Origin of the sequence: Bacillus sp. JS (genome assembly GCF_000259365.1) — a bacterium.
In the GTDB taxonomy this organism is placed as follows: Bacteria; Bacillota; Bacilli; order Bacillales; family Bacillaceae; genus Bacillus; species Bacillus stercoris.
Genome location: NC_017743.1, coordinates 3,811,264 through 3,823,695 on the forward strand (window position 1 = coordinate 3,811,264; position 12,432 = coordinate 3,823,695).

Consider the following 12,432-nt stretch of genomic DNA (forward strand, 5'->3'; position numbering starts at 1 on the left):
CTCCTTATTCGGAAATCTTTCTTTCCGTCTCTTTTATTTCATCAACACTAATGTAGTAGCCGTTGTCGTATTCGAATGAACGCAGAACCATGCAGAGCAGGACTCCGATCAATCCGACTACGCCCATCCAGTACCATTCAAAGACAAGTCCAAAGCCTGCAAGACCGAAGGCAACAGACATAAAGAATGGTCTGCCTGAGTTGCTTGGCATATGGATTTTCTTGAATTTGCTTTCAGGGTATAATTCAGTTTTTTCTTCTTTCATATGCAGGAATGCATCTTGAGATTTGACTTCAGGAAGCACCGCAAAGTTGTAATGCGGCGGAATCGCAGAAGAAGTCGCCCAATCAAGCGTACGTCCCACACCCCATGAATCTCCGCTGATTTCACGAGTAGAGTAACGGAAGCTGTAGTAGATGTTATAGCAAAGGATTAAGAATCCTACACCCATCATGAAAGCTCCGACAGTTGAGATAAAGTTCAATGTTGTCCAGCCATCGTTTGGTCCGTATGTGTAAATACGGCGAGGCATGCCTTGAAGCCCCAAGAAATATTGAGGGAAGAAACATACATTGAAACCGATCATAAAGATCCAGAAGAACCATTTTCCGATTCTTTCGTTCAGCTTGTGGCCGAACATTTTTGGATACCAGAAAATAAATCCGGCGAAACAAGCAAATACAGTACCCGCGATCAGCACATAGTGGAAGTGAGATACAAGGAAGTACGTATTATGGTATTGATAATCCGCTGCTGCCATCGCAAGCATAACCCCTGTAACCCCGCCGATAACGAAGTTAGGAATGAACGCAAGCGCCCACAGCATAGGTGTTGTAAAGCTGATTCGGCCTTTATACATCGTAAAGAGCCAGTTAAAGATTTTAACCCCAGTTGGGATTGAGATTGCCATTGTCGTAATTGAGAAGAATGAGTTAACGGACGCACTGTTCCCCATTGTGAAGAAGTGGTGAGTCCAAACTAAGAAACTCAATACAGAGATGGCGATAATAGAACCAACCATCGCTTTGTAACCAAACAATTGTTTTCTTGCAAAGCTTGAGATGATTTCTGAGAAAATACCAAATGCCGGAAGAATAACGATATATACTTCAGGATGTCCCCAAATCCAGAACAAGTTAGCCCAAAGCATCGGCATACCGCCTGCTTCCAATGTGAAAAAGTGAGCGCCGAACAAACGATCAAATGATAAAAGTGCTAATGCTACTGTAAGTACAGGGAACGCAAACACGATAATAACCATTGTGATCAGTGTTGTCCATGTGAACATTGGCATACGCATTAATGTCATGCCTTTTGTTCTCATTTTTAAGATTGTTACCATAAAGTTGATCCCTGTCATCAGGGTACCGATACCGGCAATCTGAAGTCCGAGGAGGTAGTAGTTCTCACCCGGCCCAGGGCTCATGTCGTTACTTGCAAGCGGCATATAACTCGTCCAGCCTGCGTTCGGAGAACCTCCGATTACGAATGAAATATTGAAAAGCATCGCACCTACAAAGAACGTCCAGAAGCTCAGGTTGTTCAAGTAAGGGAACGCAACGTCGCGAGCACCGATTTGAAGAGGTACAACAACGTTGATAAGACCGATTAAGAACGGCATCGCCATGAAGATGATCATGATTGTACCGTGAGTTGTAAAAATTTCATTATAGTGGTTTGAGTCTAAAAAACTGTTATTCGGAAGCGCTAGCTGGGCACGCATCATCAGACCGTCGACACCGCCGCGGAATAACATAATTACAGCAGATATAATATACATGATTCCGAGTTTTTTATGGTCAACAGTAGTTATCCATTCAGACCAAAGCCATTTCCACTTTTTGAAGTAAGTCAGTACAACAATGATGGCAATGGTTGAAAGCGCAATGGAAACTTGTGCGCCCAGAATTAATGGGTCACCAGTTACGAAAAATTCGTCCCATTTCATTTTCATGCGGGCTTCCTCCTTTCCTGATCAATATCATTCTTCTGTATCATCAGACTTCTTAAATTCGTTTTTCTTTACGTTTTCAAACGGATCTGTTTTAGAGTGCGGTGAAACGGCTTGATAGCCAAGGCGTTTGCGCGCCTCCATCGCGTACTCAGCGTCTTGTCCGTGATCAACGTATTTCAGGTGAGTAGAAGAGAACGTTAATTCGTCCACATTTTCAGGAAGCATCAATTCATCATACTTCTCTTTTGTCAGCTTAGGAGCCTCGTTCTGAGTCTTTTTCACCCAGCTGTTAAAGTCTTTTTCTGTGACTGCATTCACATCAAACTCTTGGTCTGCAAAATGTTCACCTGTGAAGTTCGCATTGCGGCCTTCGTAAGTACCCACTTTATCAGCCTGTAAGTATTGATCCATCAGCATTCCGGCCATCGCATATTTTTGCCCTCCAAGCTGAGGAATCCATAGCGAAGCCATTGAATCTGCAGATGAGATTTTGAACAAGATCGGGCGGTCGACAGGAATGTTTAAGTAGTTGACCGTTTCAATATCCTGTTCAGGGTAGCTGAATACCCATTTCCAGTCTACCGAAGTAGCGTAAACAACAAGAGGCTCTTTGTCTTTTGTTGCTTCAGGAGCTTTTTCTAACGAATATATCGTCTGTACTGTTGGCACAGAAAGTGCAATGACGATTAAAATTGGGATCACTGTCCAGACTACTTCTAAAAACGTGTTACCGTGAATTTCTGGGTTATAAGATCCATTATCTTTGCCTTTACGGTCGCGGTATTTTACTAAAATAATGGTAAATAGAACAAAGACGACCCCGACGATAAACAGCATAAATCCGATAGATAACAGGATTAAATCACTTTGCTGTTCAGCTACAGGCCCTTTCGGATCTAGTACTGAAGCATTGCTGCATCCCCCAAGGACGAAAACCACAGTTAACAGCGCTAATACAAGCAACGGTTTTAATGCTCTGAACAAGAAGATCACCATCCTTCCTATTGATGTAATAAATCTGAAGTGCATACTTCCTCAAAATCTTTTCTCTACTTTGTTATGCTATCAAAAAGTTCACTTATTAGCTTTATTTTTTTATAAACTTCATCCCATTTTCGCTTAAATGTCATAAAATCGACAAAAATTGCTCCAACTTTATTCACATCTATCGCTTAAGATGAAAAGTTTCTAGTTATTTCCGCATATAAAGTAAAGAAAGATGATGAAGAACTAATTCTGACAAATTAAGGTTTACCACAATAAAAAACTTAGGTCAATCAAAAGTTTCATTTTGTTAAACTTTCTAGATAGGAATTATTTTTTCCTTGTCTAGCATCTTTTCACATGGTTACCATTTTAACGCATCAAATATTGAAAGAAAAGGCTCAATGAAGAGCCAATATGCTCTGAATTGTCCGCATTTTTCAAAGAGAGCATCCAGTTGTTTATCTTATACAAAAATGAGGAATGATATAAGCAAATAATAAAAATAGGATGTGTTGCATGATGAGTTTTCTTATTTCACTTATCGTAGCTATTATTATCGGATGGCTTGGAAGCCTATTTGTAAAAGGAGATATGCCCGGAGGAATTATTGGGTCTATGATCGCAGGTCTTATTGGCGCCTGGATCGGTCACGGGCTGCTTGGAACATGGGGGCCGCACCTAGCCGGATTCGCCATTATTCCAGCGGTAATCGGCGCAGCCATTGTTGTCTTTCTAGTAAGCCTGTTAACCAGAAAAAGAGGATAAATGCAACAGCACCCGAGGCGTCAGCGCTTTGGGTGTTTTGTTTTGCCATAAAAATCGAAAAAGCCTCAACCTTAGCGGTTGAGGCTTTTGACTGGTTTGGCGCCCAACTGATCGATGAACGTTCTGAAGGCCTGTTTTCCCTCTGTTGTCTGCTTAAATACACCGGCGTGTTCAAGAATGCGAGCGAATACATGTCCCAGCTCTTCCTTTATGACTAGATCTGCATTCTCTTTCGTTATGGTTCTTTTTTCCATCATTCGAAGAGCCCATTCACTATGTTTTGCCGTGAGCGGATTTTGTTCTAAGGCTGTTTTCGGATCAGCAGAGCATAGCGCCGCTGCCGTTTCTTTCATTTCCTCCTGTAAGCGGCCAGGCAATATCGCCAATCCCATGACCTCAATCAGGCCGATATTTTCTTTTTTAATATGGTGGACTTCCTGATGAGGATGAAATATTCCTAATGGATGCTCCTCATTCGTCCGGTTGTTCCTCAGGACGATATCGAGTTCGTACAGGTCTCCCCTGCGCCGCGCAATCGGTGTGACTGTATTATGGGGCGTATCGCCTGTATAGGCGGAAATGCCGGCTTTTTCATCAGAATACGTTTGCCACGTGCGGAAGATATGATCAGCAGCTTCAGCGACACGATCCGGTTTGTCTCCTCGGAGCCTGAGCACAGACATCGGCCACTTCACTAAGCCCAGCGACACGCCGGGATAATCATTTAAGTCATAAACGTCTTCCGCTTCTGCACGTGCCATTGGAAAGTCATGTGCGCCGCCTTGGAAATGATCATGGCTTAGGATGCTGCCGCCGACAATCGGGAGATCCGCGTTCGAACCGATAAAATAATGCGGATATTGCCCAAGAAATGACATCAGCCTTTCAAATGTTTTTTTGCTGATCTCCATCGGTTCATGTTCACCTTTTAAGACGATGCAATGCTCTGGATAATAGACGTATGGCGAGAATTGCAAAAACCATTGTTCGTCTTGAAGGATGACTGGAATGATTCTGTGATTTTGCCGGGCTGGATGGTTCACGTTTCCCTCAAACCCGACATTTTCTTTACACAACAAACACATCGGATAATTTGTCTGCGCCTGCTCTTTTGCAGCCGCAATCGCTTTCGGGTCCTTTTCAGGCTTGGATAGGTTAATGGTCATTTCCAGCTCGCCATATTCGGTCGGCACTGTCCAATGAACATTTTTGGCGATTCTGTCTGTCCGTATATAATAGACATCCTCTGAATATTGATAGAATTCCTTTGTCGCCTGTTTTGGACCGTATAATGCTTTTGTTTCTTCAAACTTGCGAATGACCTCGGATGGAGCAGGTACAAAACAGCCCATCAGCTTTGCGCTAAGCAGGTCACGGTACGTATCTGTATCCGCTTCCATTCGGCCGGTTTCCGCAGCCCATTTATAAATGGGAGCGAGTAAGTCCGGAAGGCTTTGTGACTGCTTAATAGAGATGCTGGAGACCGGCTCGGGATGCGTGATGCCCAGCGCTTCATAAAGACGGTTTCTCGTATATTCCCGATCCCAGATTGAAATCAGTTTTCGTTCTAGGCCATACTCAAGCAGCTGTTCTAGATGTTCAACAATACTCATGTGTCACTCCCCCTTTAGTTCTCTTGCACCTTCTCCGATATCAGCGACATAAAAATCCGCTTGGAGCCCTGTTTTTTCTTGATATCTGTCTCCAACTGTTTGAATAAAATCATCAATAAACGCATCTTTTACAATGCTGATGGTGCAGCCGCCGAAGCCCGCACCCGTCATTCTTGATCCAATTACACCTTCGTGATCCCACGCCGCAAACACAAGCTCATCAAGTTCAGGGCATGTTACTTCATAATCATCCTTCAATGAAAGATGGGATTCCTTCATTAAACGCCCGATCTCATCTATATTGTTTTCTTTGAACATATGGGCTGTCTTGATGGCACGGTGATTTTCGTATACAGCGTGCTTTGCCCGTCGTCTGTTCGTTTCATTTTGGATCAGGCTGGAATGCGCATCGAAATCAGAAGGCGTGACGTCGCCCAGCGAGGCAATATCGAGTCCTTTTTGCAGATCAAGCAATGCATCGTTGCATTCTTGGCGTCTCGTATTATAGCTTGAGTCTGCCAATGTCCTTTTTTTGTTCGTATTCGCGATGACCAGCGCGAGGCCAGAGACATCGAGCTTGCTATATTCATAGTCAAGCGTGTCGCAGTTCAGCAGCATCGCATGATGTTTTTTCCCCATTCCAATTGCGAATTGGTCCATAATCCCGCAATTGACGCCGATAAAGTGGTTTTCCGCATGCTGCGCCATTTTCACAAGCTCAAGCGCATCTATTTCAGGATAAAAATAGCTTTGGAGGACGACTCCCATCAGCAGTTCAATAGAAGCGGACGACGACAGCCCCGCCCCGTTTGGAATATTTCCTGAAAATACAATGTCAAAGCCATGGGGAACAGAATAGCCCCTCTGCTGAAATTCATAAATAACGCCTTTCGGGTAGTTCGCCCAGTCGTCTTCTTTTTGATAGTGAATGTCGCCAAGGCTGCACTCCTTGATGCCTGCGTTTTTAAAGTTATCTGAATACATCCGGACAAGTCCGTCGTTTCTTTCTGCAACAGCAGCATATGTACCAATTGTCAGCGCGCACGGAAATACATGCCCGCCGTTATAGTCTGTATGTTCTCCAATCAAATTCACTCTTCCAGGTGCGAAAAAAAACCGTAACCCCTCTTTTTCTCCGAATACACTTGCAAATATCCCCTTTAGCTCTTCCCGCATGTGCAATCACCTTTCTGGTTTTTATTTTTTATTCCCTTTATTTCTTCAGAGAAAACGGTAGATCATATGCTGCTGTCCTCTGTCATACCCCTTCTTCTTTTGTTTTTTTGAAGACGAGCCATTTGCTCGCAACATAGTTGACGACAACAATGACTGCGTTGTCGAGTATTTTGGCCAAGGTTTCATTTGTATTGAACTGGCCGACAAGAATGATCATCATGCCTAAATCTATGCCGAGAGACAGGACCCGAACGCTGAAAAAAGCAGTGATCTCTTTCAGCAGGCTCTGCAGATCATGTGTTTTTTGCTGAAACACATATAATTTATTTGTTATGTAAGCAAACAGCACGGACAAAATCCAAGCAGCGACAGTGGCGGCTTTGTAATCCATATTCATCATCTCTACCAATATATAAAAGCTGGCGATATTCACAATGGTTGTGAAAACCCCCATAATGACATACATAATCATTTCTCTATACTTCACTGATGTTCCTCGCTTTCTGAAAAACTTTTCAAAATTCTTGGCCTCTCGTGCTCTCTGTCTAAGGTGAAAAATGCCGAAAGTGCGTCTAAAAAGCTGCGGAAGGTGGCGGGCTGGCCCAATACATATGATTGTTTGATGATTCCGTCGAGGACTGCACATATTATTTTAGCCGTATATTCCGGATCAATACAGGCGTCAATCAGCTTTCTCTCCTTCAGCCAATTAATAAACAACACATTTTCTTCCACCCACAATTCGTACAGCCGGACATAGGCCTTGCATTTCTGTAAGACTTTATATGTCGGCATGTTCATGGCAAACGAGGTAATGTCCCACGACGGTTTATTTATGTAATAGGAATAAAGCAGTTCTGCAGCGTGTTTTGCAGCCTCGTCCAATGTCAGCGATTTCACTGATTCCCGCTCCATTTGATCAAGGTACCCTATAATGATCTTTTTTTTCATCTGGCGTTTTTCAAGAAGATACAGCAGAAAATCGTCCTTGCTGACAAAATGAACATAAAACGCTCCTTTGCTGTATCCGGCGGCTCTGCTGATATCTTCTACAGAAACCGGATCATACGCTCGATCAATCAACAAATTCACGCCAGCTTCTATAAAACTTTCAAATGTTGCTTCTCTTTTGATTTGAAATTTGTTTTTTTTCATATTTTTCTCCTGGCGGTAATGATTACCCTTATCTTACACCGGATCAATCTTTAGCGGTATTTATTTCTTTGAACGATTATGCTATTCGGTTTCCCAGGGGTCATTTTTAATAGGCTAATTGATTTATTTTCATTTACATACTATCCAGTCAGTATTTAATTGTTTATTATTATAATTAAGATCCATTGGTTATATTAGTCATTTTTTTAGGGAATAGGTAGGTGGTTTTTCCTTCAGTTTGTGAACACCGAGCAACTATGTGTGAAATTTGTTGTACTCGCCTCATCATCGCGCCGGCTTGTCTTTTATTGCCCGCATGTTGCAGGAAAACATTTTATACAATTGGAGGTTACTATGAAAACTCATGTTAAAAAAGATTTGGACAAAGGTTGGCATATGTTGATTCAAGAAGCTAGATCCATTGGATTAGGCATTCATGATGTGAGGCAGTTTTTAGAATCTGAAGCAGCATCGAGAAAGAAAAACCACAAAAAAACCGTCCGCCAAGACTAATCCGAACAGGCGGATCTATTTACCTCTGGCTTTTCTATCACCTGATCTGAGTTTTCACCATATCCTCTATTTCGAAAGCACATTGCTGCGCTTAGTAGCTTGAGGACAAACGGTGTGTCAGCTAACTACGACAGACAGCCGGTGATGCGATCACCTCTTGGCACATGCATTGTCATAAAGAGGTGATGCGAATATGATAACCGTGCTCTGATAAACAGCAGCTTTGCTGAGAAGAAGCTGCATTCGGTGAGGTTTTGAAAGCAAACTCGTTTATACACGGCCGAGCTTGAAAACCTTCGCCTGTCTTTATACCACTGTGTTCACCTCTTCACGACTTCCTTCTTTTTTCATCCTCCAGGTATAGTTCAACGCATAAATCAGACTTTCAGTACATACCTATTGGTGTACCTTTTTGCTTACGTATAGCGAATAAAAGGAGGAAAGCCATGTACAAAGCTGATTACAAACAGATTGCTGCAACGCCGTCTTTCCAAGCTTTTTTAAAGCAGAAACGTGCTTTTATTGTTCCTTCTGCGATTTTCTTTTTTGTCTTTTATTTTTCACTTCCTGTTTTGACTTCTTATTTCACCTTTTTGAATGCGCCGGCCATTGGAGCTGTTTCATGGGCTTGGCTGTTCGCCATCGCCCAATTCGCCATGACTTGGATACTGAGTACGGTGTATTCCCGAAGAGCAGCTCATTTCGATCGGTATGTAAGCGCTTTAAAAGAAGATCTAAAGGGTGAACAGACATGAATATGACCGCTTTTTTATTGTTTTTGGCGATTGTCGGCCTGACGCTTATTATCACGTATTTTGCCGCGAAGAAGACAAAAACGACAAGTGAGTTTTATACGGCGGGCGGCGGGCTCACCGGTGTTCAGAATGGACTGGCAATTGCGGGTGACTACATGTCTGCCGCCTCGTTTCTTGGGATTGCCGGAATGATTGCGTTATATGGATTTGATGGTTTCTTTTACAGCATCGGTTTTCTTGTGGCTTATCTCGTTGTCTTGTATATCGTGGCGGAACCGCTTCGGAATCTTGGAAAGTATACAATGGCAGACATGATAGCCGCTCGATTTAAAGAAAAGAAAATCCGCGGAGTTGCGGCGCTCAACACCATTGCCATCTCTACTTTTTATATGATTGCCCAGCTCGTGGGGGCGGGCGCGCTGATCAAACTGCTTCTTGGGCTGGATTACACCGCGGCGGTTCTCATCGTCGGAGTGCTGATGACCATTTATGTCGTGTTTGGGGGCATGATCGCGACAAGCTGGGTTCAAATTATTAAAGCCGTTTTGCTGATGGCCGGCACACTCGTGATTTCGATCATCGTGTTTTCAAAATTCGGCTTTAGCCTTAATACCATGTTTGAACAGATGAAAACGGCTACTCCGCTTGGCGCTGATTTCTTGAATCCCGGGAATAAATACAAGGTGCCGCTTGAAACCTTATCGTTAAACTTGGCACTCGTGCTGGGAACCGCCGGGCTTCCGCATATTTTGATCCGGTTTTATACCGTTAAGGATGCCAAGACGGCCCGTACATCCGTTGTGTCAGCGACATGGATTATCGGCGTGTTTTACATTATGACGGTGTTTCTCGGCTTTGGCGCTGCTGCATTTGTCGGTTTTGACGCGATTACGGCAGCTGATCAAGCGGGAAATATGGCGGCTCCGCTTTTAGCAAAAGCGCTCGGGGGAGACTTCCTATTCGCGTTTGTATCAGCCATTGCCTTCGCTACCATTTTGGCTGTCGTGACAGGATTGGTGCTGTCTGCCGCCTCAGCATTTGCCCATGATATTTACAGCCAGATCATCAGAAAAGGAGAGGCAACTGAAAAAGAACAGATGAAAGCGGCCAGATGGGCTTCAATCGCCGTCTCAGTGCTCTCGATTCTCCTAGCGATTTTTGCACAGTCCTTAAATGTGGCGTTCCTTGTTGCCCTTGCGTTTGCGGTAGCCGCCAGCGCAAATCTCCCGCTGATTGTGTTTACGGTCTTTTGGAAACGATTCAATGCGTCAGGCGCTTTATGGGGGAGTCTGACAGGCCTGATCAGCGCGCTTGTGCTTGTGTCGATGAGCCCTAGCGTGTGGGACCCGGCCGGAGGTGCTATTTTCACCGGCGATCCGCTCATCCCGCTGTCTAATCCAGGGATTATTTCCATCCCGCTTGGCTTCCTCGGCGCGTGGCTCGGAACGGTGCTGTCGTCTGATAAAACAATTGATGAAGATACGTTTGCAGAAATACAGGTGAAGGCGCATACTGGCATTCATATGGAACAGGAGTAAAAAAGCTCTCTTTATCGAGAGCTTTTTCCTTACTTTTTCTTCTGCTCGTCAGAAATCGCTTTTTCAAATACATCCTTGCCGGCCGCACCCGGAATGACAGTGTCGCCAATAATAAAGGTTGGAACGGCTGTGATGTCAGCCTCTTCATACGCGTGCTTCAAGGCTTGGCGCTGCACGTCCTGATATGTTCTTGCTTCCAGTGCTGATTGAAATGATTCTCCGTCTAATCCCACTTCCTCGGCGAGCTTCGTCAAGATGTCAATGTCGCCGATATTTTGGCCCTCTTGAAAAAATGCCTGAAAGACACGGGTGTTGTATTCATGTCCTTTATTGAATTCCTTCGCAAAATGGAAGCCTTCAAACGCGAGATCTGTATACGGATGGGGCGAAACGTTTGGAAAATTGATCTCGACTCCTAATTTCTCCGCCATTGGCAGAATGGATGTCTGCCACATGTATTGTTTGGAAGGATCATTGACCGGATCAAGCTGAGGGGATGGGCTTGGGCGCAGTTCAAACGGCATCCACTTGACTTCAACATCCTTTCCTTTTATCGCTTCTTCAAAAGCGGCTTTTCCAACGAAACAAAATGGGCAGACGTAATCTGAATAAACTTTGATGTGTACTGTCATGATAATTCTCCTTTCGTATAAATTGATTTTAAACTGTAACAATTAAAGTTACAACTTTTTTTTTAATAAAGAAGCCAATTTAGGCTTCTTTTATGATTCCAGCAAGCGCTGGGCAATATATTCTCCTTTTTTGCAGCCGCCTGGACATGCGTATAAAGCAGAACCGATTGTTTGTGTATATTCATTTAACGCATCCTTTGCCGAAAGAGCCTTCAGCATCGGGATAAACTGATTGTCGGGATTTTTTTGAAAACTGATAAACAGGAGACCTGCATCCATATAGCCGGTTTTCGGATCAAGTCCTTCTGTGTAAGAGAAAGCTCTTCGCAAAATTTGTTTTCCAGTAGATTTCGCTAGACTGACGTGCGAATTAGACGGAATTTGATTCAGCTTCACGGGATCTGTTTCCTTTTTCTGTCCGAAAGGCGCCCCTGAGCTTTTTCTGCGGCCGAAGGTATCCTCTTGGTCCTTGAGGGAAGAGCGGTCCCATATCTCAAGGAACATTTTGATTTTCCGAAAAGCCATATAGGTGCCGCCCGTCATCCAGTCAGGCTCACCGGACTGAATCCACACGATCGAGTTCATCAAGCTGTCATCCTCCGTGCTCTGATTGCCTGTTCCATCTTTGAACCCGAAGAGGTTGCGCGGTGTTTCACCATTTTTTCCTCCGCTTAAAAAGCCTTTGTTCACAAAGCGGACCTCACAAGTGCCGACCGCTTGATTTAGCAGGTTGCGCAGCGCGTGAAACGCCACTTGCTCATCGTCTGCACACACTTGAATGCAGATGTCTCCGCCTCCCTGCTTTTCATCCAGGTTGTCATTCGGCATCGCTGGAAGAGCGGCCAGGTGTTTCGGTTTTTTGCTTTTCAGCCCGAAGCGGTCCTTTCCGTCTTTTTCAAAAAAGCCAGGCCCGAATCCGAATGTGACCGTTAAGTTGGAAGGGGGTAAATCAACAGACTCACCTGTATCCTGCGGCGGCAGATATTGGTTTTTCTGCTCAGCCGACATTTTCTTGCCAGACGTCAGCATCTGTGTGAGACTTGTCCAGTTTCTAAATAATGTAATGATGTCGCTTTTCTCTTTTGCTGTTACATCCAGCGCAGCAAAATAGACATACGTTTGATGGGCAGTCGTGATTCCGGCCTGATGCTTTCCGTAAAACGGAACGACCTGATCATCCTCTTTTTCATCCTTTTTCGATGGCTTAGCCGCGGTCTGCACAAGCGGAGCGAGTCCGCCGAGTCCGCTGGCACCGATCGCAACGGCTGCCCCCGCCATTGCCCCCCATTTTAAAATGTCCCGTCTGTGAATTTGTTCTGGCTTTTTTTGTTCATCGCTCATGAT

General features: G+C 44.3%; 12 protein-coding genes. 4 read left to right on the plus strand and 8 right to left on the minus strand.

What is annotated here, in order from left to right; all coding sequences use genetic code 11:
* Positions 1-4 precede the first annotated feature (4 nt).
* Together qoxB and qoxA are read right to left on the minus strand one after the other, a co-directional pair.
* A complete protein-coding gene (gene qoxB / locus MY9_RS19320) occupies positions 5-1,954 on the minus strand; it encodes a cytochrome aa3 quinol oxidase subunit I (RefSeq protein ID WP_014665843.1) in 1,950 nt (649 codons plus the stop codon).
* Between the two features lie 27 nt (positions 1,955-1,981).
* Positions 1,982-2,947, minus strand: coding sequence for a cytochrome aa3 quinol oxidase subunit II (gene qoxA, locus MY9_RS19325; RefSeq protein ID WP_010886637.1), 966 nt, complete (start codon positions 2,945-2,947; stop codon positions 1,982-1,984).
* Positions 2,948-3,460: 513 nt separating this feature from the next.
* Between qoxA and MY9_RS19330 the strand changes: the two genes are divergently transcribed.
* Positions 3,461-3,706, plus strand: a complete 246-nt coding sequence (locus MY9_RS19330) for a GlsB/YeaQ/YmgE family stress response membrane protein (RefSeq protein ID WP_009968363.1) — start codon at positions 3,461-3,463, stop codon at positions 3,704-3,706.
* Between the two features lie 71 nt (positions 3,707-3,777).
* Here MY9_RS19330 and galT read toward each other — a convergent pair whose 3' ends face one another.
* The 4 genes from galT to slrC all read right to left on the minus strand — a co-directional run bounded on the left by galT (position 3,778) and on the right by slrC (position 7,650).
* Positions 3,778-5,319, minus strand: a complete 1,542-nt coding sequence (gene galT, locus MY9_RS19335; protein ID WP_014665845.1) for a UDP-glucose--hexose-1-phosphate uridylyltransferase — start codon at positions 5,317-5,319, stop codon at positions 3,778-3,780.
* A gap of 3 nt (positions 5,320-5,322) precedes the next feature.
* Entirely contained in the window at positions 5,323-6,495 is a 1,173-nt protein-coding gene (locus MY9_RS19340) for a galactokinase (protein ID WP_014665846.1), read from the minus strand.
* 82 nt (positions 6,496-6,577) lie between these two features.
* Entirely contained in the window at positions 6,578-6,961 is a 384-nt protein-coding gene (locus tag MY9_RS19345; protein ID WP_014665847.1) for a GtrA family protein, read from the minus strand.
* A gap of 17 nt (positions 6,962-6,978) precedes the next feature.
* Entirely contained in the window at positions 6,979-7,650 is a 672-nt protein-coding gene (gene slrC, locus MY9_RS19350) for a transcriptional regulator SlrC (protein WP_014665848.1), read from the minus strand.
* Positions 7,651-8,004: 354 nt separating this feature from the next.
* On the opposite strand from slrC, the gene slrA reads away from it, so the two are divergent.
* The 3 genes from slrA to MY9_RS19365 all read left to right on the plus strand — a co-directional run bounded on the left by slrA (position 8,005) and on the right by MY9_RS19365 (position 10,456).
* Entirely contained in the window at positions 8,005-8,163 is a 159-nt protein-coding gene (gene slrA / locus MY9_RS19355; RefSeq protein WP_014665849.1) for a transcriptional regulator SlrA, read from the plus strand.
* A gap of 446 nt (positions 8,164-8,609) precedes the next feature.
* On the plus strand, positions 8,610-8,918 hold the full coding sequence (locus tag MY9_RS19360) for a DUF485 domain-containing protein (protein WP_003222190.1): 309 nt from the start codon (positions 8,610-8,612) through the stop codon (positions 8,916-8,918).
* On the plus strand, positions 8,915-10,456 hold the full coding sequence (locus tag MY9_RS19365; RefSeq protein WP_014665850.1) for a solute symporter family protein: 1,542 nt from the start codon (positions 8,915-8,917) through the stop codon (positions 10,454-10,456). Before MY9_RS19360 ends, MY9_RS19365 begins: the two co-directional genes overlap by 4 nt.
* Before the next feature lie 29 nt (positions 10,457-10,485).
* Here MY9_RS19365 and MY9_RS19370 read toward each other — a convergent pair whose 3' ends face one another.
* On the minus strand, positions 10,486-11,088 hold the full coding sequence (locus MY9_RS19370) for a DsbA family oxidoreductase (protein ID WP_014665851.1): 603 nt from the start codon (positions 11,086-11,088) through the stop codon (positions 10,486-10,488).
* A gap of 90 nt (positions 11,089-11,178) precedes the next feature.
* Positions 11,179-12,429, minus strand: coding sequence for an iron uptake transporter deferrochelatase/peroxidase subunit (gene efeB / locus MY9_RS19375; RefSeq protein ID WP_014665852.1), 1,251 nt, complete (start codon positions 12,427-12,429; stop codon positions 11,179-11,181).
* Positions 12,430-12,432: the final 3 nt, after the last annotated feature.